This is a genomic window from Caballeronia udeis, from assembly GCF_044909315.1.
GTDB classification, from domain to species: domain Bacteria; phylum Pseudomonadota; class Gammaproteobacteria; order Burkholderiales; family Burkholderiaceae; genus Caballeronia; species Caballeronia udeis_A.
In genome coordinates this window covers 104,726-126,404 of sequence record NZ_JBIYEB010000012.1, presented here as the reverse complement: position 1 = coordinate 126,404, position 21,679 = coordinate 104,726, and the positions used below count along the sequence as shown (strand labels likewise).

The following is a 21,679-nucleotide window of genomic DNA, read 5'->3' as shown; positions in this document are numbered from 1 at the left end:
TTGTCACGAAGTGGTTCTGGAGGCCTACGGGCGCTGCGGATACCGCGCACTGATGAATTTTTTTCAGGATGTAACACATCCGTCTCAGCCTTATGGATCAAGGCGGGAGACCGAATTTTAAGCAATTAATTTTCGAGAAAAAATTCCGGAAAAGTAAGAAAAAAATTCAGTCGCTCATTTTCCTTACGTTTAATTACCAAGATACCGCGCCGAGTATATCGAGTGATTATTTTTTGGTTTTTTGATTTAACAGCTATTTACTACGTGTTCAAAATTGTAATACCCGATCAAGCTCAAGGAGCTCCCTCGTCATGACCGCTCTCGATACAACAATTATCAGCACTCCACTCACACCTGCGGCAACTGAAACCAGGCTCAGGATCCAGCCGGTCATCCTGGCCGGCGGCGCAGGCACACGGCTGTGGCCCATGTCGCGCGAGCACTTCCCCAAGCAACTGATTGGTTTGATCGGTGACCAGTCGCTGCTGCAATCCACCGCACAACGACTCGACGGCCTGACCTACGGCACCGCGCGTATCGACGACGCCATCATTGTGTGCGGCGAAGATCATCGCTTTACAACCGCCGACCAGTTGCGAGCCGGCGGCCGGCGTGCGCATCTCGTGCTTGAACCGGTTGCGCGCAATACAGCACCCGCGCTGACCGTGGCTGCCATGCACGCGATGGCGGCGGGCGAGGATGCCATCCTCGTGGTGATGCCCGCGGATCATGTTGTTACGGATAGCGAAGCATTTCACAAGACAATCGGTGCAGGCGCGAAGTGCGCACAGGACGGCGCTATCGTGACCCTGTGTATCGTGCCAACGCACGCCGAAACGGGCTACGGCTACATCAAGGTGGGTCAGCAGATGCTCGGCTCGGGCGCATGGCCACTCGAGAAGTTCGTCGAGAAACCGCATCTGGAACTCGCGCGCCAGTATGTGAGCTCCGGCGAGTACTGGTGGAACGCGGGCATTTTCATCGTGCGCGCTTCGGTGTGGCTCAAGGCCATCGAGCACTTCCAGCCTGCTATCTACGCTGCCTGCCGCGCCGCCTGCGACGCCGGCACGCACGACGGCGAGTTCTTCCGCCTCGACAAGCAAGCGTTCGCCGCCTCGCCGTCGGACTCTATCGACTATGCCGTCATGGAGCAGCTTGCCAACGACCAGAGCGTCTGCACCGGTGCTGTCGTGCCGCTGAACGCGGGCTGGTCGGACGTGGGTTCGTGGGATGCAATCTGGAAGATCCTGCCAAAGGACGGCGAAGAAAACGTCGCGCGTGGCCGCGTGATGTTCCAGGGGTCGTCATCCACGTATGCGCATTCCGAAGGCCGGTTGATCGCGTGCGTGGGCACGCATAACCTGGTGATCGTGGAAACCGCGGATGCCATTCTGGTCGCGAACAAGGAGTGCGTGCAGGACGTGAAGGCGATCGTCGGGCGGATCAAGGCGGAGCAAGGCAAGGAAGCAGCGGATCACCGGAAGGTGCATCGGCCGTGGGGTCATTACGATTCCATCGATAATGGCGAGCGCTTCCAGGTCAAGCGGATCGTGGTGAAACCGGGTGCGCGCTTGTCATTGCAGATGCATCATCACCGCGCGGAACACTGGGTCGTGGTCCGAGGTACGGCGCTCGTCACGCGCGGCACCGAGACGTTCATTCTTGCGGAAAACGAGTCCACCTACATTCCGATCGGCGTGCAACATCGGCTCGAGAACCCGGGCAAGATGCCGCTTGAAATGATCGAGGTGCAGTCGGGCACGTATCTGGGCGAAGACGATATTGTCCGTTTCGACGACAAGTACGGCCGACAATAGAAAAATGCCGTGCGGCGCGTGATTCGGATGCGCCGCACAGCATGTCGAGTCAAACCAGGGAGACCTGATCGGTCCTGCGGAGTATTCAGCCTTGCACGTCCGCGTAGCGCCGGACTTCCACACGTTCCGGCACCACCGCGGCGCGTTCACGTTGCGGATTGTTCGGGGCTTGGCTGGACGCGTTGGCAACAGGGGCCACACGATGAGGTGCTTCCGGGGTGGTTTGCACGGGATGGGTCATGCGCGTGGATTGCGCCGCGATCCATCTGCGGGACCACTCGAGCGCGTAATCCGCTGCTTCCCGCGGGTTCTCGTAGCGCGGACCGATCAGGCCTGAGCGCTCCACCCGGCGGCCGTCCTTCACGATCTCGGCCCAGCCGCGAAACATGCTGCCGGCAACCGGCCGCGCGATGGCGTAGATGGCGTAACCGTGCCCGTCATGCACGGGGGCGCAGTCGGGCTCGAACGCCATTGGCAAGGGATCGGACGAATGGGGCCGTGCGCCTGACGGCTCGCGGTGCAGCGAACGCGAAGCCGTGGTCAAGGCCGCCCTGCCCGGCGACAACGGCGTTGGCGCATTCGCGCGCGCAACGTCATGGGCTTCCGCGATGCGGCGCGGGACAGCAGCGAACAGCGCGTCCACCGCGTTTGCGCTGTTTCCGTCAGGACCGCCCCATGACTCCGGGTTCTGCCAGAACACGCCGCGCAGGCGATCGCACTCGTAGGTGGCCTGCGCGGGCCGCGGCGGTGCTTCGGTTGGCGCGGACGGCACGATCGCGAAGGAACGCCCGCGCGCCGCAAGCCGCGTGACCATTTCGATCAGCGTGCCGTTCATTTGCCAGTCGTTGAAACGCCGGCGGCAGGTGGGCACGGTCGGATAGTGACTGGGCAGCTTCGACCAGGTTTCGCCGGTGGTGAGAATCCACAGCACGGCATTCACGATCGTGCGCGGGTGCGCACGCGGACGGCCGCGCCGGTGTTCGCGGACTTCACCTTCGGTCACGAGGACGGCAACCAGTGCCCACTCTTCATTACTGAGTTCGTCAAAAAACATTGCGTTGCTCCATGCAGCCGCACTGAGCTGCGAATGTTGAACCAAGCGTAGCGAGCGTGCCTTCTGCCCGCAAAACGGATGAATCAAGAAATTCGGGGTGTTCGCAAACGTTTGCTAAAAACTGCAAGATGGTGCATGTAATCTGCATCAAATCCGCTAGCTGGTGCAAATTGGGTTCCAAAGCGGCGCACAACCCGGCTTGGCACTTGCGTATGAAGATTATTGCAGGAAGCATACCACCCTAATGGTTTGCCCGAATATGACAAAGCAGTAGATTTTCAGCAACTCTTAGAAGAAATAATTCTTACATTTTCAAGTAATTTATTCCGATCGATCGGTTGAAGTATTAAGCGCCGCAGTTAAGCAAATCCATAAAAATCGGCGTCAATCTTTAACGCACGATAAGCGCGCTCTATCAACTCCACGTCCGGCGCGCGGTTACTGGCTTGTATGCCGTCCAATTCAGGAACCGATAAGGAAACGGGCTTGCAGAGCGGATAGTCGCGCGCACGTAAACCTGGCGCGATGGTTGTAAAGAATGCTGTTGTCGGGATATCGAACCCCGCAGCAATATGAATGGCGGCTGTGTCCGGAGCCACCAGGTAAGCGGCGTGCTTGATCCACGCAAGGAAATCGGCCGTGTCAGGCGCGTGCGGGGAGAGGTCAGTGTAAAGCGGGTGATCTATGGCGCCAAAGCCCGCTACAGGGAGCCTGTAGCGCTGCCACAGGGCTTCCACGAAGTCTTTGCACACCAACGCAGGAATACTGCGCACAGGCGTACTTGCGGTCGGGCACAACAATACATAGTCGCCCTTGAGCGCCTGGGGCCGTGGCAGCGCCAATTGCTGCAGCCAATGATTGCGTTTGTCTGTCTCCGGGACTTCGTCGGCCTTTATCCCCATTGCGTCGAGAAAAAAATCGATCATCGGCAGGGAGGCAAACTTCGGCCAAAACAAATGATTGCCTAAGTCGATGCGTAACTCAGCGTAAGGAATGGCGTCGAGCTTCACCGGCAAATCGACGATGGAACCCAATAGCGGTGCGGCCAGTTCGTAAAGACGCTTTACATAGCCGGGCGTATGCGCCGGTCGATAAATCGTGAAGGAAATGCGGGGGAACCGTGCCTTGATGGCAATAAGTGCGGTCAGGCCGATAACGGAATCACCCAGTGTCACACCCATGCCATTAATTACGTGTACGCGGGTTTGAGTCGCGTAATCCGGGTTGAATTCAGCCATGGCGGCATTGCAAACGCCGTTTGAAAGACCGAGCGCGCGATAACCCTCGGCAGCGCTATTGGATACTTCCAGATCGTAGGGCGCCACGATCTCGCCATGCGGCGAGAGCAGCGAGCCGGGGTTTGTCAATGCGAAGACATCAGTCAGCAGCATATTCGGTAGTCACCTTATGAAGAGCATGGCAACTGCGGGGCAAATGCAGCCTCGGCGGGACTATCGTCTGATAGTTCTTATCGAGCTTGGGTTGTTCCGTCCAGTGCGGCAGCGTGCTGATCAATCCAAGCACCTTGTGGCCCAGTATCTCGCAATCACATTTGACGGAGTCGTCATCGAGCAGACCTACCAGACGTCATTCGCTCGAACGCGGCTGCTCACGCCCGAGATTATCGCCTGCCGCACCGGTGGAGAGCACGATCATCGGCGTGCCGGCGTGCCCTTGCCGATCAAGCAGCCGTACAAATAAACCCCTTGATCGCAAGGTAAAGCGCGGGCGATCCACGTCTCTGAACAGTACGAACAGCGACACGAGGAACACAAGGCGGGGAATGACAGGAGAAGACTAGCGGGATCACCGATGCCGATTATTACGATCAGCGCACCGATGGCGGTCGCCTTGGAAACCGCTTCAGTAGATTCCGTTGAGGATAGCAGGCCTCGGTCGGCGCCGAAGTCCACCTGCAATCTGTTAAACATTGCAATCCGAAATCTTGGCAACCCGGCCATCTATGCACGATAGCGGACTTTTCTACGCTTGGATGCGCTCACTTCCTTGGGAAGGGATTCGTTCTTCCAGAGTCCAACGCAGGAACGTTCCGAGAATTCGCGGTCGTTCTGTTTTACATTCGATGAGATAGCGAAGGTAAATCACGCGAAACACAATTTCGGAAGACGGAGACCCAACAAAGCACCCTCAAGCCGAGGTCGAATTCGCAATTTATCTGTCGCGAACTGTTGGGCTTATGATCCGGTGGATGCGTGTTGATGCCCATGGCACTAATCCAGATCAACCGGCAATAGCGCCCCGTTCTGTATGCGCAAATCAAAAATGAGCTTTTTTTAGGGCCTCCGCGGCCTCGGGTGTCAATTCATAGACTGGATGCATGACAGCGCCGTTAGACCACTCGAGTTGATAGCGCCACTTCCCGTCGCCGAGCATGTAGCGCCATGCTACCGGCTTCCGTTCGCTGTGCTCAGCAAGCGATTTCTCAGCCTCAAAATCTTCGCGTTGACCCATTTTTCGCCACCCCCGGACGTTTGTTAAATCCTAGGGTGAGTTTAATTTTCCCTCTGCGCGTTGTCGCTCACTTTTATATTGATTTGTCTTATCTGATCTTACAGGCGGATTTCTAGCTCATTCCGTCCGCGACACTTCCATCGCCTTCACAACCTCAAGCGTCGGGAGACCTCGCTGCCGGACTATCTTTGCTGCTTCCAACCTGAAGCCGGCGTCAAATCGTCCGTAGATGAATGGTCTCTCTTGGGATGTGCATGCGAGAGAGGAGCGTGTCCTGCACCGGCAACCTGCTTGCGAAGCCGCATGCGCTACGAAGCGAGCTCCGATATGGCAGTCATCCTGCAGTCACTCCACCCAACAAACAGTCATAAGACATTGGCTGTCGAGCAACTCTCAGCCGATTCGAATCGACTGGACGCTTTGCAACACCGGCGGCATGGCCGTCTGATACTCCGGCACCCAGCGGCGCAAGTCACGCCGCACTTCCTCGTCAGCCAGCACGCGATGCTGCATCAGCCATGGCAGCAATTCATCGAGGAAGTGATTCGGCACCTCGCGCGCCTGGGCAATCCGCAGTTTCGGATGCGGCGTGCGGGTGGTCGTTTCGTCATCCGCAAGCAACTCTTCGTACAGCTTTTCACCCGGCCGCAAGCCCGTGAACACGATCCGGATCTGCTCCTCGGAGAATCCGTATAACCGGATCAGGTCGCGCGCCAGATCCACGATCCTTACCGGCTCACCCATATCCAGGATAAAGATCTCGCCGCCCCGGCCCATGCTCGACGCCTGCAACACCAGTTGCGCCGCTTCGGGAATCGTCATGAAGAAGCGCGTGATTTCCGGATGCGTCACCGTCACCGGGCCGCCCTTCGCAATCTGCTGCTGGAACTTCGGGATCACGCTGCCCGCGCTGCCCAGCACATTACCAAATCTCACCGTCTCGAACTGAGTGCGCGGCGCGGTCTGCTGCAACGCCTGGCAGGCCATCTCGGCCAGACGCTTGCTCGCGCCCATCACGTTGGTCGGATTGACGGCTTTATCGGTGGAGATCAGCACGAAATGGCTGACCTGATGACGGATCGCCGCGCGCGCCACGCGCAGCGTGCCCAGCACGTTGTTGCGCACTGCTGCCCATGCGTTCTGCTCTTCCATCAACGGCACGTGCTTGTACGCAGCCGCGTGAAACACAATATGCGGGGCGAAGCGCGACATGGTCTGATCGAGCAGCAGCGAATCCTTCGCATCGCCTATAACCGGGATCACCGACAGATCCGGAAACCGCTCATGCAACTCTTCGATGAGCAGATACATCGCGTATTCGCTCAGGTCGTAGGCCACCAGTTGCGCTGGCGAGAACCGCAGGATCTGCCTGCACAATTCCGAACCGATAGAACCGCCCGCGCCCGTGACCATCACCACGCGCCCATGCAACAACGCCTCGACGTGCGGCATGTCGATCTTCACCGGTTCGCGGCCAAGCAAGTCTTCCAGGTCGATCTGGCGAACCCGGGAGAGGAATGCCTGACCTTGCGTCAGCACGGTGAGTGCGGGCAAGACCATGGCCTTCACGCCGGCGCGCACGCACATGGTCGCCACACGCCGCTGTGAATCCACAGATGCCGACGGTATCGCGATGATCGCCGTATCGGCCTTCAGTTGTTCCGCCCACAGCGGCAGTTCACTGATCGATCCAAGCACCTTGTGGCCGAGAATTTCGCGACCGCGTTTGGCGGGGTCGTCATCGAGCAGACCCACGAGACGCCATTCGCTCGAACGTGCCAGCTCGCGCACGAGATTCGCGCCCGCGGTACCCGCGCCCAGCACGATCACCGGCTTGCCCTTGCCAATCAGCCCGCCATATAGATAGAACTCCTTGATCGCGCGGTAAAGGGCGCGCGAGCCACCCGTTATCATGAACAGCAGCAACGGGGACACGATCAGCACGGAACGAGGAATGATGGGCAACGGCTGAAGCATGGCCGCACCGATCATCACGATCAACGCGCCGCTGATCACCGCCTTGGAAATCCGCATCAGGTCGGGCAAGCTCGCAAACACCCACATGCCGCGATACAGCCCGAAGATTCGAAACATCAGCCCGTAGATCACGACGACCCACACCAGCGCGTTGATGCCGCCGTGCCAGAAATCGTCAGGAACCGCGCCATTGAAGCGCAGTGCGTACGCGGCGAGCCACGCCACGGCAACCGCTACGAGGTCGAAGCCGAATGCCGCAATTGAGAGCCACGAAGGCTTAATTCGCATCGTTACCGTTACCTTGAGTGAGGATGAATTGCCGCCAACGGCGGTCGATCTGCCAGCCAACCAAGGCCAGAACAACGTACCACGCCCCGAACAAGGTCCATTGGACCGTAAGCGGCACGCGAAGTGCTAGGAGCGCTGCGCAACCGCTGCCCAACATGAGCAAGTAATACGCCATCGCCACGCGGACGTGGCTTTCAGTCAGTCTCACCAGACGCTGATAATAATGCTCGCGATGCGCCAGCCACACTTTCTCGCCCCGCGCGAGACGGCGCGCCAGGGTCACGGTGGCGTCGGCGACGAAAGGTGCAAACACCATCGCGGGGAACCAGATCGGCCAAACGCCGTGCTGCCAGCCCCAGAAGCCCAGCGCCCCTGCCAGGAAACCAAGCGGGATGGAACCGGCATCGCCCAAGAATATCTTGGCCGGATGATGGTTAAAAATCAAGAAGCCCACTCCCGCGCCGGCCACCGCCGCCGCAGCGACCGCAAGTGTCGGCTGCAAAACCAACGCTGCAACGGCATAAAAACCGAAACCGAACACGGCCATACCACCCGCAAGACCGTCAGAACCGTCCATGAAATTGTAAAGATTCACCACCCAGACGAGCGCCACGACGGCAGGCAGCGCAAGCCACCAGGAAATATCCACCGCGCTCCACGCGACGGCCGCAGCCACCACAATCAGATGCGCGGCGAAGCGCACACGGGCCGGCAAGCCCCGTCGGTCATCGATCTGGGACACTATGGCCAGCAACAATGCGCCGAGCGCGATCCAGCCGAAGGACGGTGCGCACAAGGCTACGGCGAGCAGCATGGCCGGCATGACCCCCCAGCCACCCACACGCGGCACGGGACGCACGTGCAGCGACCGGTGGTTCGGGATATCGACTGCAATGTCCCAAGCCCAGCCGGTACGCAGCAGCAGCAGCAAAATACCCGCGCACACCACGCACGCGACGCCTGCCGCGAAGAACAAAGCCATCGGCATTTGCGCCAGCGATGTCATCGGCGCGCCTCCTGGAATGCACGCACCGTCCGGGCGATGCCTTCGGCCACCGTCGTGGGCGGTTTCCAGCCAAGGCCCGTGCGTAGCCGCGAGCTGTCCATGCGCAACGGGCTTGTCAGCCGGTCGACCTGGGCCGAGCGTCCGGTCAATACACCCGCCGCGCGCAACCACGAAGCGGGTACGGGCAGCAGGCGCGCGGGTTTGTCGAAGGCTTGGGCCAGTGCCCGAATCATCTGCGCGACGCTGAGATCGTCGCCATCGGTAACGTGGAATACACCGTCGGTCGGTTCGGCACGTGTTCCGACGAAACGGATGGCATCGGCGAGATTGCCCACGTAGACCATGCTTCGACGGGCATCGATTGAACCGAGCGGCAGCGGAACACCGCGCTCCACGGCTCGCATCAATTGTTCGAAATTGGCTCGCACTCCAGGCCCATAGACCAGCGGCGGACGCAGCACAACCACCTCCATGCCCTGCTCGCGGCCAAAGCCCGCCAGCGCCCGTTCGGCCTCGAGCTTCGTGATGCCGTAAGGATCGACCGGCGCAGGCGGATCATCCTCGCGCCATGGACGGCCTGGTTCGCCCTCACCCAATGCCTTGACGCTGCTTATAAAAACCAGCCGCTTCACGCCCGCGCTCAACGCCGCACGCGCCACGTTCAGCGAGCCCTCCACATTGACCGCACGATACTCGCCGAGCGGGTCGCCGGCGCTGTCCTTCATTACGTGGACGCGCGCGGCAAGATGCACTAATACGTCAGCGGGAGGCAGGGCGGCAAGGCTTGCGAAGTTATCATCGGCGATCACTTGTTCGTGCACGCGCTCACCGTCCAACGACTTGCAACCGCCCGGCCGGCGCACGAGCGCGGTCACATCGTGGCCCGCGTCGCAGAGCGCCGTGCAGGTCGCGCGACCCACAAAACCATTGGCCCCGGTGACGATTACTCGCATGACAGCGATCTCCGCAGCTTCATGCCGATAGCCCGCGATATACCGCGCATGTCTGGGCGACGGTTGCCTCCCACGTCAGGTCGGCGGCGCGGCGCAAACCCTTGGCGACGAGTTCGTCGCGCAGAGCCGGATCGCCGAGCAGGCGCTCCATGCCGGCCGCGATGTCGTCGATGGAATACGGATCCACCTCCCACGCCGCCCCGGCCGACACTTCCGGCAACGAAGTCAGGTTCGACGTCAGCACGGGCACGCCGCTCGCCATGGCTTCGGCGACGGGCAGGCCGAATCCCTCGAATAACGACGGATAGGCAAACAACGCCGCCGATGCATACAGTTTCAGTAAATTTGCCCGCGGCACGTAGCCGGGCACTACGACCTGACCATCGCGCGCGAGCGGTTCGATCACGCGCATCAGCGCGGAATTCTTCCAGCCATCCGCGCCGATCAGCACGAGTGGAAAGGCGCTGCGCATCTCCGCGGGCAGTTGCGCGAACGCTTCAACCAGCCGCTGCAGGTTCTTGCGCGGCTGCAGCGTGCAGACGGACAGCACAAATCCACGATGCTTCAGGCCGAGTTCGGTGAGCGCCTCGGCGCATGACTCCGCCGAATACGGCTGGAACGCCGCTTCCACGCCCAGATGAATGGTGACGACCTTGGATTCAGGCACACCATAGATCTCGACGATATCGTTCTTCGTGTAGTGACTGTCCGCGATCACGACCTGCGCTTGCCGCAGCGTCTTCGGCAGCTCGCGATCCAGGTATTCCACCGCCACGCGCGGATGAAACTCCGGATGCCGCCGATGTGACAGATCGTGAATGGTCACGACCGTCGGGCCTTTGTATCGGGACGCCACGAAATTGGTCTCGTGATACACGTACCCGCGGCGGGCGAAGTCGTCACGCACTTCACGCGACTTGATCGCCCGCACAACCGTCCTTCCGCGATATAAACCGGGCAGGCTACGGGCCTTCTGCAGCATCTGTGCCGCGATACCATCGCTGAACTGCACACCCTTGCGCAGCGCTACGCGTTGATTGATCAGCGAGAGCAAACGCTCGCCTTCGAAACACTCTGCGCCCACCCAGCCCGCCAGCCCCTGCACATCCGGCTCATCACGCAGTCCTTCCAGCAGATGCTGCGTGTAATAGCCGACGCCGCTCCTTGGTGGACGAAGTGAGTTGAGATCGAAGAGCAGTTTCATGCGTTAGCGTTTAGTTGGCGTAGTAAACAAACAAAAAGCAAAAGGGGGTCTGCGATGGCGGTTTAGCCGTCATCGACCGTTGCATGCAAATAAGTTTCAAGCCTCTTACAACCGGGATGAAGCCGCTTAAGCAGGGACCCGTTCGGATGAGCCTTTAAAACGGACTGCAAGCCCGTTTTGATACCTTGAACGTGCCGCGCTGCATCCGTCCTGTTTTCCTGATCGATTGGACAGATTTTCCGTGTGAGGACCCTGTCCCCGATGTTGCTCAGCGCGCTTCGCGTACCCCGGACGCAACCTCGAAATTTAACACACAGGCCCTTTGCGCCAGCTTGCTTTCGGTACTTGCCGACAGAACAATCCTGTCGCTTCCTTACCCGCGCAAGCTTATGCAGCAAGCGATGGAAGTCCCCCGCACACGATAGCAAAACACTTGTCTCGCGGCGAGCCGCGGGGAGTTCGATTGCTGCAACAACGGTAACCAGATGTTCTGAAACAGGGCACCAGCGTCTCGAAATCCGCTAAAATCGCCGTTTCCCTGCCCCAATTCAGTCATTCTCGAGCCGTTCAATGAACATCATTCCCGTCATTATTTGTGGGGGCGCAGGTACCCGCCTGTGGCCGGTGTCCCGCGAAGCCTTCCCTAAGCCGCTGCTGAAACTGGCCGATGGGCAGAGCCTGCTGCAAAAGACGTTTCTGCGTGCATCGCATGTGGCGAACGTCAGTGAAGTGGTCATCGTTACGAATCGCGAAACGTACTTCCTGACAAAAGACGAGTGCGTTGACGCCAAATCGGGCGTCAGCCAGTTGGGCTTCATCCTGGAACCGTCCGCTCGCAATACCGCGGCGGCTATCGGCGTGGCAGCAGAAGTCGTGCGCCAGCAGCATGGCGCGGACGCGATCATGCTCGTGATGCCCGCAGACCAGCTCGTGGAAGACGAAGCCGCATTCGGCGCCGCCGTGGAACACGCGGCGCGCGCGGCGCAGGAGGGCCGGATTGTCACGTTCGGTATCCGCCCGACGAAGCCCGAGACGGGCTACGGTTACATCGAATTCGAAAGCAAGCCGCTGCCCGGCGCGGACGCCGTGCACAAGGTCGTGCAGTTCGTCGAGAAGCCGCAATTGTCCGTGGCTCAGGAACTCGTCGCCGATGGCCGGCATCTCTGGAACGCCGGCATGTTCTGCTTCACCGCCGAGACCATGCTCGCCGAGCTCGAGAAGTACGCTCCGACCGTGCTCGAACCGGCTATTGCCGCAGTTACCGACGCGAAACGCAGTACCTCGAAAGACGGTTACACCGTCGAACTCGATGCCGCGCAATTCAGCCGTGCGGAAGACATTTCCATTGACTATGCCGTGATGGAACGCTCGGACAACGTCAACGTGGTGCCGTGCGAAATGGGCTGGAGCGACATTGGCTCATGGCTGTCCATCAGCGAACTCACCGCACCCGACGCACGCGGCAACCGCATTCATGGCGAAGCCGAACTGTACGAAGTCGACAACTGCTTCATCCGCAGCGAAGACGGCCGCATGATCGGTGCGGTGGGCGTGCAGGATCTGATCGTGGTGGATACCGCTGACGCGCTGCTGATTGCATCGCGTGACCGGGCTCAGGACGTGAAGCAGATCGTCGCGAAGCTCAAGAAGGTCAATCACGATGCCTTCAGGCTCCATCGGACGGTGCACCGTCCGTGGGGCACCTACACCGTGCTCGAAGAGGGCGATCGCTTCAAGATGAAGCGCATTGTGGTGAAGCCGAACGCACAGCTTTCGTTGCAGATGCACCATCACCGCAGCGAGCACTGGATCGTGGTGAGCGGTTGCGCCGACATTGTCAACGGCGAGCAGATCATCTCGCTGCAGCCTAACGAGTCCACCTACATTCCCGCCGGCCACAAGCACCGCCTCATCAATCCGGGCGTGATGGATCTCGTGCTGATTGAAGTGCAATGCGGCGAGTATCTTGGCGAAGACGATATCGTCCGCTTCGAAGACGTATACGGGCGCGTACCGGCCTGATTGTCTGTAGCGTCTTTAAGCCCCGCCGCCGCGGAAAGTTGAACGCGCGGCGGGCGCTTTGCTTGCTTTATCGCCGGCTGGAGGTTGAACACACTGCCGGCACCCCTCAGCGGGATCTATGCGCGTTTTACACTTCTATAAGACGTACAAGCCTGATTCCATGGGCGGCGTCGAAGAACTGATCGGCCAGATTTGCTCGGGCGCCGCGAAACGCGGCGTGACGAGCGAGGTACTGACCGTGTCCAAAGACACGAGCACGGTCGACTTCGGCGATCACCTGCACCATCGCGCGAAGCTCGATGTGGAGATTGCGTCGTCGGCATTCTCCCTCGCAGCATTCCGGCGCTTTCGCGATCTGGCCGAACACGCCGACCTGATCCACTACCACTTCCCCTGGCCGTTCGCCGATGTCGTGCACTTCGCTTCTCGCGTGCGCAAGCCGTCGATCGTGACATATCACTCGGATATCGTGCGGCAAAAGGTATTGCTGCAGTTTTACAAGCCGCTGCGGGACAGGTTCCTGGCAAGCGTGGACAAGATCGTGGCAACGTCGCCAAACTATCTGGCGACGAGCGAGGTGTTGCAGCGGTATCGCGACAAGGTCGAGGTGATTCCGATCGGACTGGACGAGGCGTCGTATGCGGCGCCCACGGCCGAAAAATTGCGGTACTGGCGTGAGCGCGCCGGGCCGAAGTTTTTTCTGTTCGTCGGCAATCTCCGGTATTACAAGGGTCTGCACATACTGCTCGATGCGCTGCCGGGGACGGATTTCCGCGTGGTGATCGTCGGGTCGGGGCCAGTCGAGCGGGAACTGCGGGCGCAGGCGGAACGGTTGAAGCTGAACAACGTGGACTTTGTCGGACCGGTGGGTGACGACGACAAGATCGCCCTGCTCACGCTCTGTCATGCACTGACGTTTCCGTCGCATTTGCGGTCTGAAGCGTTCGGGATCTCGCTGCTGGAAGCAGCGATGTTCGGGAAGGCGATGATATCGACGGAGATCGGCACCGGGACGTCGTACGTGAACGTGGATGGGGAGACGGGGCTGGTGGTGCCGCCTAGCGACCCGGGGGCTTTGCGCGAGGCGATGGGGAAGTTGTGGCGAGACGACGTCTTGGCGACAAACCTGGGGCAGAAGGCTCGGGAACGCTTTGAAGCAAAGTTCACGGCCGGCAAGATGGTCAACGCCTATGTGGATTTGTACAGTCGGCTGGTCGACTCCAGCGCCGCGGCATCCAATCGCTAACGGTGCTGAGCGCGCACCGCGCACGCCCGCGAAATTGCCCGGGCTATCGTCACCGCAAAAACCATACACTATAATGCGCAAATTCCTTTCGATAGCTTACCGAATCTGTCTATGCGGTAGATAACGCACAGACGCGCGTTTTATTGCTTCCAATCCAACGCATGGAAGTCCAGAGCGCGACGGTTTCCCAATACAGGCGGCGGCCGGATCGTTGCCAATTAATCACTGCACTGAACAGGATTTCAATGAAAGCTGTAATTCTTGCAGGCGGACTTGGAACCCGGATTTCCGAGGACACCGTCAATCGTCCGAAGCCAATGATCGAGATTGGCGGAAAGCCGATTCTCTGGCACATCATGAAGATCTATTCAGCCTACGGCGTGAACGACTTCGTGATCTGCTGCGGTTACAAGGGCTACGTGATCAAGGAATATTTCGCCAATTACTTTCTTCACACGTCTGACGTTACGTTCGACATGCGCACGAACGAAATGCAGGTGCATCAGCAATATGCCGAGCCCTGGAAAGTAACCCTGGTGGACACGGGCGAGTCCACGATGACCGGCGGACGACTGCGCCGCGTCAAGGATTTCGTGAAGGACGAGGAAGCATTCTGCTTCACCTATGGCGACGGCGTGAGCAACATCAATATCACGTCGCTCGTCGAGTTCCACAAACAGCAGGGCACGCTCGCCACCCTCTCCGCCACCTTCCCGCCTGGACGCTTCGGCGCGCTCGACCTGCACGACAACAAAGTACTCTCGTTCAAGGAAAAGCCGAAAGGCGACGGTGGCATGATCAACGGCGGGTTCTTCGTGCTGTCGCCAAAGGTAATCGACCTGATTTCGGACGACGACTGCATCTGGGAACGCGAACCGCTCGAGAAACTTGCGGAAGGCGGCCAGCTTTCAGCCTTCGAACACGAAGGTTTCTGGCAACCCATGGACACGCTGCGCGACAAGACGCACCTTGAAGAGCTCTGGCAAGCCGGCCGCGCACCGTGGAAGGTGTGGTAATGGTCGATCAAGCGTTCTGGCACGGCAAAAAGGTCTTTCTTACCGGCCATACGGGTTTCAAGGGCAGTTGGCTGACGCTTTGGTTACAGGCGCTTGGCGCCCGCGTCACGGGCTTCGCCCTCGCGCCGGACACCACGCCTAACCTTTTTACGCTCGGGCGCGTAGGCGACGGTATCGAATCGATCATCGGCGATATCCGGGACCGCGCCTTGCTGGCCGAATCCATGAAGGCCGCCAGCCCCGACATCGTGATCCACATGGCGGCGCAACCGCTCGTGCGCGAGTCGTATGTGACCCCCGTGGAAACTTACGAAACGAACGTCATGGGCACGGTGCATGTGCTCGACGCGATCCGGCAGGTGCCGGGCGTGCGCTCTGTCGTGATCGTCACGACGGACAAGTGCTATGAAAATCGTGAATGGGAATGGGGATACCGCGAGAACGAGGCAATGGGCGGCTACGACCCGTACAGCAGCAGCAAGGGCTGCGCTGAACTCGTCACCTCGGCTTACCGGAACTCGTTCTTCAATCCCGCGGCTTACGACAAACATGGCGTTGCAGTGGCAAGCGGGCGAGCGGGCAACGTGATCGGCGGCGGCGACTGGGCGGCCGACCGGCTGATTCCGGACATCATGCGTGCCATCTCGCGCGGCGAGACGGTGAACATCCGCAATCCGCACGCCATTCGCCCATGGCAGCACGTGCTCGAACCGCTTAGCGGCTACCTGATTCTGGCCGAACGGCTCTACACCGATGGTCCCCGTTTCGCCGATGCATGGAATTTCGGCCCCAACGACTCGGACGCCCAACCGGTGCAAGCCATTGTGGAACGGCTGACGTCCCAGTGGGGCGACGGTGCGCGCTGGAAGCTCGACGGCGGAGAGCATCCGCACGAAGCGACGTTCCTTAAGCTGGACTGCTCGAAGGCGCGCGCAAGGCTCGGCTGGCGGCCGCGCTGGGACCTGAACCATACGCTCGACTCGATCGTGGCCTGGTACAAGGCAGCGGCCCGCAGCGAAGACTTGAAGACCGTTACGCTCGCCCAGATCGACCAATACACCCAAATTTAACGTACCCCACCATGACAACTAAAGATCAGATCCGAGAACAAATCGTCCAGCTCGTCCGGCAGTACGGCGAGATTGCTTCGCAACCCGTTGCCTTCGAACCGGGCAAGACCGTGGTGCCCCCTGCGGGCAAGGTAGTTGGTGCGCCCGAGATGGAAGCAATGGTTCACGCGTCCCTCGATGCATGGCTCACGACCGGTCGTTTCAACGACGAATTCGAGAAGAAGCTCGCCAAGTTCATTGGCGTGAACTTCCTGATTACGGTGAACTCGGGTTCGTCGGCAAACCTGGTCGCGTTCTCTACGCTGACCTCGCCGCGACTCGGCGACCGCGCCATCCAGCCGGGCGACGAAGTGATCGGCGTGGCAGCGGGCTTCCCGACCACCGTTAACCCGATCCTGCAATTTGGCGCGGTTCCGGTTTTTGTCGATGTGGAGCTTGGCACGTACAACATCGACGCGACCAAGATTGAAGCGGCCATCTCGCCGAAGACAAAAGCGATCATGCTCGCGCATACGCTTGGCAATCCGTACAACCTCGAGACGATCGTTGCATTGTGCAAGAAGTACAACCTGTGGCTGATCGAAGACTGCTGCGACGCATTGGGCGCAACTTACGACGGCAAGCTGGTTGGCACCTTTGGCGATATCGGTACGATCAGTTTCTATCCGGCGCACCACATCACGATGGGCGAAGGCGGCGCGGTGTTCACGAACAACCCCGAGCTCAAGCTGATTGCAGAATCGTTCCGTGACTGGGGCCGCGATTGCTACTGCGCGCCGGGCAAGGACAACACGTGCGGCAAGCGTTTCTGCTGGAAGCTTGGCAACCTGCCCGAAGGCTACGATCACAAGTACACGTACTCGCACCTCGGCTACAACCTGAAGATCACCGACATGCAGGCAGCCTGCGGACTCGCGCAGATGGATCGGGTGGAAGGCTTCGTGCAAGCGCGTCGCGACAACTTTGCGTACCTGCATGACAAGCTTCAAAGCTGCAAGGAATTTTTGATCCTGCCGCACGCAACGCCGAATTCGGATCCGTCGTGGTTTGGTTTCCCGATCACGCTCAAGCCTGAAGCTGATTTCCGTCGTGTGGACCTGCTTGCGTACCTGGATCAGAACAAGATCGGCACGCGCCTGCTGTTCGCGGGCAACCTCACGCGCCAGCCGTACATGATGGGGCGTAACTATCGCGTGAGTGGCGAACTGACGAACACCGACATCATCATGAACCAGACGTTCTGGGTCGGCGTGTATCCGGGCCTGTCCCGGGAAATGCTCGACTTCGTCGTCGAGAAGCTCGAGACCTTCCTCGGCGTGAACTTCTAAAGCGGGATTTATGCGTAAGCCGCTGCCTCAGGACGACCTGGATTTTGTCGTCGAGCGTACCGCCGATGTCTGGTCCGCCCTTCACGGAGCGCGGCTGTTCATCTCCGGCGGTACGGGCTTTATCGGCTCGTGGCTGCTTGAGGTGGTGCAGCATGCCAATCGCTTGGCCGGCAGCAAGATTGAAACCGTTGCGCTGAGCCGCGATCCGCAGAAAGCCATCAGTTATGCGCCGCATCTGTTTGCTGCGCCCGGCATGAAGCTCATTCAAGGCGATGTCGCGAGTTTCGTGGCAGAACGCCAGGCTATCGACGCCTGCATTCATGCTGCAACCGACGTTGCCGATCTTGCCCGTGCGGGAGACGCGTTGCGCGTTTTCGATACCGGCGTGACCGGCACGCGGCGTGTGCTGGATTTTGCACAGGTCAATGGCGCGTCACGGTTCCTGCTGACATCGAGTGGCGCGGTGTATGGCGTGCAGCCGGCCACGCTCGCGCGTACGCCTGAGACCTTCTCGGGCGCACCCGACCCATTGAAGATGGCTAGCGCTTATGGCGAAAGCAAGCGTGCCGCCGAATGGCTGGCATCGGCTTACGCGCAGCAGCACAGCGGTATGCACGTGGGCATCGCGCGGATCTATGCGTTGCTTGGACCGGCCATTCCACTGGACGGTCCCTTCGCCGCGGGCAATTTCATCCGCGATGCGCTGGCGGGAAAGCAAATTGGCATCAATGGCGACGGGCGCCCGCTGCGCAGCTATCTGTACATGGCGGACGCGTGCGTCTGGCTGCTGCGCATGCTGATTCGCGGCGAAAGCGGCGCCGCGTATAACGTCGGCTCCGAACGCGAAATCTCGATCATCGATCTCGCGCGGATGGTGGAAGACCAATGCGGCTCGACATTGCCCGCGGCACCGGCCGTCCAGGCCGGCAATGGCCCCGCCCCGCGATACGTACCGGATACGTCGAGGGCGCGGCATGCGCTTGATGTCGACGAATTCACTCCTTTGGAACTGGCTTTGTCCAAGACGATCAACTGGAACCGCTCAGCGGTCACGGCATGAAAAAATTCGACGCAGTCCGCGTTCGCAAGACCATTCTCGACATGGCGTTCGCCGGCTCGACAGTTCACATCGGCTGCGCATTTTCGATTGTGGAACTGCTTGCAGTGCTTTATCGCAATCACCTCAACTTCGACGCCAAAGACCCGCATGCGGCGCACCGCGACTACATGGTGCTGAGCAAGGGGCACGGCGTGATGGCGCAATACGCCTGCCTGCACGAGATCGGCTGGCTGAGCGACGAAGAGATGAGCACCTACTTCGGCAACGGCACACGCCTGAAAGGTCTGGCCGACGCTCATGTGCCCGGCGTGGAAGTCACGGCGGGCTCGCTTGGCCATGGACTGTCGGTCGGCGTTGGCCTTGCGCTCGGTGCGAAGATGAACAAGACGGAGCAGATGTGCTACGCGCTGGTGGGCGACGGTGAGCTTAACGAAGGTACGATCTGGGAAGCCTCGCTGTTCGCGGCTCAATTCAAGCTCGATAACCTGGTTGTCATCGTGGACGTGAACGGCTTCCAGGCGATGGGCACGACCGATGAAGTGATCAGCCTCGGCGATATTGAAGCCAAATTCAGGGCGTTCGATTTCGAGGCGGTAAGCATTGACGGTCATGATGAAGCGGCCATTGATCGTGCGTATCGGGATTTCAAGGCCAGCAAGAATGGCAAGCCGAAGGCGCTGATCGCGAAGACGGTCAAGGGCAAGGGCGTGTCGTTCATGGAACACGACAATATCTGGCACTACACGCGGCTTAATCCGCAGAGCTACGAAGCCGCGATTACGGAACTGGGAGAGCGCGCATGAGAGACGCATTTTCAAACGCGCTGGTAGCGGCCGCGAAGAAAGACCCGAAGGTGCTGTTGCTGACGGGGGATCACGGCTATGCCCTCTTCGATCCTTTCCGGAAGGCCTGCCCGGACCAGTACATCAATTGCGGCATTGCCGAGCAGAACATGGTGGGTGTCGCGGCCGGGCTGGCGAAGGCCGGCTTCAAGCCGGTCGTGTACGGCCTCGCCGCTTTCGTGCCCATTCGCGTGCTTGAGCAGATCAAGATCGACGTGTGTTACGAGAACCTGCCGGTCACCTTCATTGGCGACGGCGCCGGCGTGGTGTATGCCCAACTGGGCACGAGCCATCAAAGTACCGAAGACATCGCCGCGCTGCGTGGTGTGCCGCAAATCTCCATCTACTCCCCTGGCGACCGCTTCGAACTGACGGCGTGCGCCGAGCATATCGTGCGGAATCCGGGACCGGCGTACATGCGCATGGGCAAGGCTGATCTTGGCGATGTGCATCGTGGTCCTATCGAAGGCTGGAGTCACGGCGACCTGATTCCGGTGACGAACACCGGCGCGCCGTATCTTTTCATCGGCACTGGCTCGGGTTTGAAGATGGCTCAAAAAGCCGCCGATGCATTAGGCAATGCCGACGTTGTTTCAGCGCCCTGCCTCAAGCCGTTCCCCGCGAAGTCGCTGCGCGAACTGGCGAAAGGACGCGAAGCGATTGTCACGTTCGAGGAGCATTCGATTTATGGCGGCCTGGGCGGCGTGGTCGCCGAGACGCTGATGGGTCAGTACCTCGGCACCTTCGTGCGCGTCGGGATCCAGGATCAGTTCAGCTCGCTCTGCGGCAATTATTCTTTCCTGATGGAAAGTCACGGCTTGTCGTCGGAGGCCGTGGAACGCCAGATCAGGGAGGCATTGAATGCCAGTGTCCAACTCCAGGACTGAACAGGCGGTCAACGGACAGCCGGTCGCGGACGATCCCATCGCGCTTGCCGCGGCTCCCGAGCCGCGCGTCAATACGTGGTATCAGTTGCTGCGCTTCCTGGTGGTTGGCGGGATCAACACCGTCTTCGGTTATGCCCTGTTCGCCGTCTTCACGTGGTTTGGAATGGGCTACCCGCTCGCCATTGCGCTGGCGACCATTGGCGGCGTGCTGTTCAATTTCCAGAGCGTCGGGCGCCTCGTGTTTGGTGGCGCGCCGCGTTCGCGCTTCTGGCGGTTCGTAGGCGTGTATTGCCTGATCTACCTGACCAACCTTGGCGGTGTGAAGCTGCTACTGAGCTTTGGCCTGAATGTGTACGTGGCGAACGGCATCATGCTGATTCCCCTCGCCGGCCTCGCTTTCATCCTTAATCGTCGGTTTGTTTTCAATCTGCCATGAAGCATATAACGGTCGTTACCCCCTGTTTCAACGAAGAAGAAAATGTCGAGGCGGTGTACACCGAGACGAAGCGGATTTTCGCGACCATTCCGGAAGTCACGTACGACCATTTGTTCATCGACAACGCGTCCTACGATAAGACGGTCAGCATTCTTCGCGGTATAGCCGCGAGTGATCCGAATGTCAGCGTGATTGTGAATGCTCGTAACTTCGGGCATATCAAGTCGCCGGTGCATGGTTTGCTGCAGGCTAAAGGTGACGCCGTGATTCTGCTGGTGGCCGATCTCCAGGACCCGCCCGAGTTGATGCGCGACTTTGTCCGCAACTGGCTGGAAGGTGCACCGATTGTTGTCGGCGTGAAACCTGAAGCCAAGGAATCTGCGTTGTTCTTTGCGATTCGCCGCGCGTACTACCGGATGGTCACGCGCATTGCCAACGTCAAGCTGATTCAGAACTTCACGGGCTTCGGGCTGTATGACCGCAAGGTGATCGAGATCATCCGGCAAATCGACGATCCGTATCCCTACTTCCGCGGTTTGATCTGCGAGATTGGTTTCGATGCGATTCAGATTCCCTACGTGCAGCCGAGGCGCAAGCGCGGGATATCGAAGAATAATTTCTATACGCTGTACGACATCGCGATGCTGGGCATTACATCGCATTCGAAAGTGCCGCTGCGGTTGGCGACTATTGCCGGTTTCTTCCTGTCGGGCGTGAGTTTGTGCGTTTCAGTGGTCTATATGATCCTGAAATTTCTGTACTGGAATAGTTTCGTCATGGGCAGCGCACCGCTGCTGATCGGGTTGTTCTTCTTTTCGTCGGTCCAGTTGTTTTTTATCGGGCTGCTTGGAGAGTACGTGGGCGCGATTTTGACTTATGCGCAGAAAAGGCCGTTGGTAGTGGAGAGGGAGAGGATTGTGGGGGGTGGGGATGCACCGGTAGTGCGTTCTGCTGTGACTGACGCAGATTCGATTTCGCCTACCGCCTGAATATAAAAGAGC

18 protein-coding genes are annotated in these 21,679 nt (G+C 59.6%); 12 read left to right on the top strand and 6 right to left on the bottom strand.

Annotated elements, in window-relative coordinates:
- The first annotated feature begins 311 nt into the window (after positions 1-311).
- On the top strand, positions 312-1,817 hold the full coding sequence (locus ABH944_RS20380) for a mannose-1-phosphate guanylyltransferase/mannose-6-phosphate isomerase (RefSeq protein ID WP_404609551.1): 1,506 nt from the start codon (positions 312-314) through the stop codon (positions 1,815-1,817).
- 85 nt (positions 1,818-1,902) lie between these two features.
- On the opposite strand, the gene ABH944_RS20375 is transcribed toward ABH944_RS20380, so the two are convergent.
- Positions 1,903-2,871 carry a transposase gene (locus ABH944_RS20375; protein ID WP_404609552.1) on the bottom strand — a complete coding sequence of 323 codons (969 nt, stop codon included), beginning with the start codon at positions 2,869-2,871 and terminating at the stop codon, positions 1,903-1,905.
- A 359-nt stretch (positions 2,872-3,230) separates the two neighbouring features.
- Positions 3,231-4,262, bottom strand: coding sequence for a glycosyltransferase family 9 protein (locus tag ABH944_RS20370; RefSeq protein ID WP_404609553.1), 1,032 nt, complete (start codon positions 4,260-4,262; stop codon positions 3,231-3,233).
- A gap of 136 nt (positions 4,263-4,398) precedes the next feature.
- On the opposite strand from ABH944_RS20370, the gene ABH944_RS20365 reads away from it, so the two are divergent.
- Positions 4,399-4,572, top strand: coding sequence for a hypothetical protein (locus tag ABH944_RS20365; RefSeq protein ID WP_404609554.1), 174 nt, complete (start codon positions 4,399-4,401; stop codon positions 4,570-4,572).
- Between the two features lie 1,164 nt (positions 4,573-5,736).
- Here ABH944_RS20365 and ABH944_RS20360 read toward each other — a convergent pair.
- From ABH944_RS20360 to ABH944_RS20345, 4 genes are read right to left on the bottom strand one after another with little or no spacing between them, the layout of a single operon-like run.
- Positions 5,737-7,608 carry a polysaccharide biosynthesis protein gene (locus tag ABH944_RS20360; protein WP_404609555.1) on the bottom strand — a complete coding sequence of 624 codons (1,872 nt, stop codon included), beginning with the start codon at positions 7,606-7,608 and terminating at the stop codon, positions 5,737-5,739.
- Positions 7,598-8,614, bottom strand: a complete 1,017-nt coding sequence (locus ABH944_RS20355) for an MraY family glycosyltransferase (RefSeq protein ID WP_404609556.1) — start codon at positions 8,612-8,614, stop codon at positions 7,598-7,600. The genes ABH944_RS20360 and ABH944_RS20355 overlap by 11 nt, the downstream gene beginning before the upstream one ends.
- The gene (locus ABH944_RS20350; protein WP_404609557.1) at positions 8,611-9,567 is read right to left on the bottom strand and encodes a UDP-glucose 4-epimerase family protein; all 957 of its coding nucleotides are present in this window, start codon (positions 9,565-9,567) and stop codon (positions 8,611-8,613) included. Before ABH944_RS20350 ends, ABH944_RS20355 begins: the two co-directional genes overlap by 4 nt.
- Positions 9,568-9,586: 19 nt before the next feature.
- Positions 9,587-10,771: a glycosyltransferase family 4 protein gene (locus ABH944_RS20345; protein ID WP_404609558.1), complete on the bottom strand. Its 1,185-nt coding sequence runs from the start codon at positions 10,769-10,771 to the stop codon at positions 9,587-9,589.
- Positions 10,772-11,341: 570 nt separating this feature from the next.
- Here ABH944_RS20345 and ABH944_RS20340 point away from each other — a divergent pair.
- The 10 genes from ABH944_RS20340 to ABH944_RS20295 all read left to right on the top strand — a co-directional run bounded on the left by ABH944_RS20340 (position 11,342) and on the right by ABH944_RS20295 (position 21,667).
- Positions 11,342-12,793: a mannose-1-phosphate guanylyltransferase/mannose-6-phosphate isomerase gene (locus ABH944_RS20340; RefSeq protein WP_404609559.1), complete on the top strand. Its 1,452-nt coding sequence runs from the start codon at positions 11,342-11,344 to the stop codon at positions 12,791-12,793.
- 118 nt (positions 12,794-12,911) lie between these two features.
- The gene (locus tag ABH944_RS20335; protein WP_404609560.1) at positions 12,912-14,039 is read left to right on the top strand and encodes a glycosyltransferase family 4 protein; all 1,128 of its coding nucleotides are present in this window, start codon (positions 12,912-12,914) and stop codon (positions 14,037-14,039) included.
- Positions 14,040-14,284: 245 nt separating this feature from the next.
- Positions 14,285-15,055, top strand: coding sequence for a glucose-1-phosphate cytidylyltransferase (gene rfbF, locus ABH944_RS20330; protein ID WP_404609561.1), 771 nt, complete (start codon positions 14,285-14,287; stop codon positions 15,053-15,055).
- On the top strand, positions 15,055-16,125 hold the full coding sequence (gene rfbG / locus ABH944_RS20325; RefSeq protein WP_404609562.1) for a CDP-glucose 4,6-dehydratase: 1,071 nt from the start codon (positions 15,055-15,057) through the stop codon (positions 16,123-16,125). Before rfbF ends, rfbG begins: the two co-directional genes overlap by 1 nt.
- A gap of 11 nt (positions 16,126-16,136) precedes the next feature.
- Positions 16,137-17,453 (top strand): lipopolysaccharide biosynthesis protein RfbH, encoded by a 1,317-nt coding sequence (rfbH, locus tag ABH944_RS20320; protein ID WP_404609563.1) that lies wholly within the window; start codon positions 16,137-16,139, stop codon positions 17,451-17,453.
- Positions 17,454-17,463: 10 nt separating this feature from the next.
- A complete protein-coding gene (locus tag ABH944_RS20315) occupies positions 17,464-18,513 on the top strand; it encodes an NAD-dependent epimerase/dehydratase family protein (protein WP_404609564.1) in 1,050 nt (349 codons plus the stop codon).
- Complete coding sequence (locus ABH944_RS20310; RefSeq protein ID WP_404609565.1) at positions 18,510-19,316, top strand: transketolase; 807 nt, start codon at positions 18,510-18,512, stop codon at positions 19,314-19,316. The genes ABH944_RS20315 and ABH944_RS20310 overlap by 4 nt, the downstream gene beginning before the upstream one ends.
- Positions 19,313-20,242, top strand: coding sequence for a transketolase family protein (locus ABH944_RS20305; RefSeq protein WP_404609566.1), 930 nt, complete (start codon positions 19,313-19,315; stop codon positions 20,240-20,242). The genes ABH944_RS20310 and ABH944_RS20305 overlap by 4 nt, the downstream gene beginning before the upstream one ends.
- The gene (locus ABH944_RS20300) at positions 20,217-20,678 is read left to right on the top strand and encodes a GtrA family protein (RefSeq protein WP_404609567.1); all 462 of its coding nucleotides are present in this window, start codon (positions 20,217-20,219) and stop codon (positions 20,676-20,678) included. Before ABH944_RS20305 ends, ABH944_RS20300 begins: the two co-directional genes overlap by 26 nt.
- Complete coding sequence (locus tag ABH944_RS20295; protein WP_404609568.1) at positions 20,675-21,667, top strand: glycosyltransferase family 2 protein; 993 nt, start codon at positions 20,675-20,677, stop codon at positions 21,665-21,667. Before ABH944_RS20300 ends, ABH944_RS20295 begins: the two co-directional genes overlap by 4 nt.
- Positions 21,668-21,679: the final 12 nt, after the last annotated feature.

Excerpts from the sequence above, each read along its gene's own strand:
- ABH944_RS20350 (WP_404609557.1), bottom strand. The coding sequence starts at position 9,567 with ATGCGAGTAATCGTCACCGGGGCCAATGGTTTTGTGGGTCGCGCGACC.
- ABH944_RS20380 (WP_404609551.1), top strand. The coding sequence starts at position 312 with ATGACCGCTCTCGATACAACAATTATCAGCACTCCACTCACACCTGCG.
- ABH944_RS20300 (WP_404609567.1), top strand. The coding sequence starts at position 20,217 with ATGCCAGTGTCCAACTCCAGGACTGAACAGGCGGTCAACGGACAGCCG.
- rfbH (WP_404609563.1), top strand. The coding sequence starts at position 16,137 with ATGACAACTAAAGATCAGATCCGAGAACAAATCGTCCAGCTCGTCCGG.
- ABH944_RS20315 (WP_404609564.1), top strand. The coding sequence starts at position 17,464 with ATGCGTAAGCCGCTGCCTCAGGACGACCTGGATTTTGTCGTCGAGCGT.
- rfbF (WP_404609561.1), top strand. The coding sequence starts at position 14,285 with ATGAAAGCTGTAATTCTTGCAGGCGGACTTGGAACCCGGATTTCCGAG.
- ABH944_RS20340 (WP_404609559.1), top strand. The coding sequence starts at position 11,342 with ATGAACATCATTCCCGTCATTATTTGTGGGGGCGCAGGTACCCGCCTG.
- rfbG (WP_404609562.1), top strand. The coding sequence starts at position 15,055 with ATGGTCGATCAAGCGTTCTGGCACGGCAAAAAGGTCTTTCTTACCGGC.
- ABH944_RS20360 (WP_404609555.1), bottom strand. The coding sequence starts at position 7,608 with ATGCGAATTAAGCCTTCGTGGCTCTCAATTGCGGCATTCGGCTTCGAC.
- ABH944_RS20335 (WP_404609560.1), top strand. The coding sequence starts at position 12,912 with ATGCGCGTTTTACACTTCTATAAGACGTACAAGCCTGATTCCATGGGC.
- ABH944_RS20305 (WP_404609566.1), top strand. The coding sequence starts at position 19,313 with ATGAGAGACGCATTTTCAAACGCGCTGGTAGCGGCCGCGAAGAAAGAC.
- ABH944_RS20375 (WP_404609552.1), bottom strand. The coding sequence starts at position 2,871 with ATGTTTTTTGACGAACTCAGTAATGAAGAGTGGGCACTGGTTGCCGTC.
- ABH944_RS20345 (WP_404609558.1), bottom strand. The coding sequence starts at position 10,771 with ATGAAACTGCTCTTCGATCTCAACTCACTTCGTCCACCAAGGAGCGGC.
- ABH944_RS20310 (WP_404609565.1), top strand. The coding sequence starts at position 18,510 with ATGAAAAAATTCGACGCAGTCCGCGTTCGCAAGACCATTCTCGACATG.
- ABH944_RS20295 (WP_404609568.1), top strand. The coding sequence starts at position 20,675 with ATGAAGCATATAACGGTCGTTACCCCCTGTTTCAACGAAGAAGAAAAT.
- ABH944_RS20355 (WP_404609556.1), bottom strand. The coding sequence starts at position 8,614 with ATGACATCGCTGGCGCAAATGCCGATGGCTTTGTTCTTCGCGGCAGGC.
- ABH944_RS20370 (WP_404609553.1), bottom strand. The coding sequence starts at position 4,262 with ATGCTGCTGACTGATGTCTTCGCATTGACAAACCCCGGCTCGCTGCTC.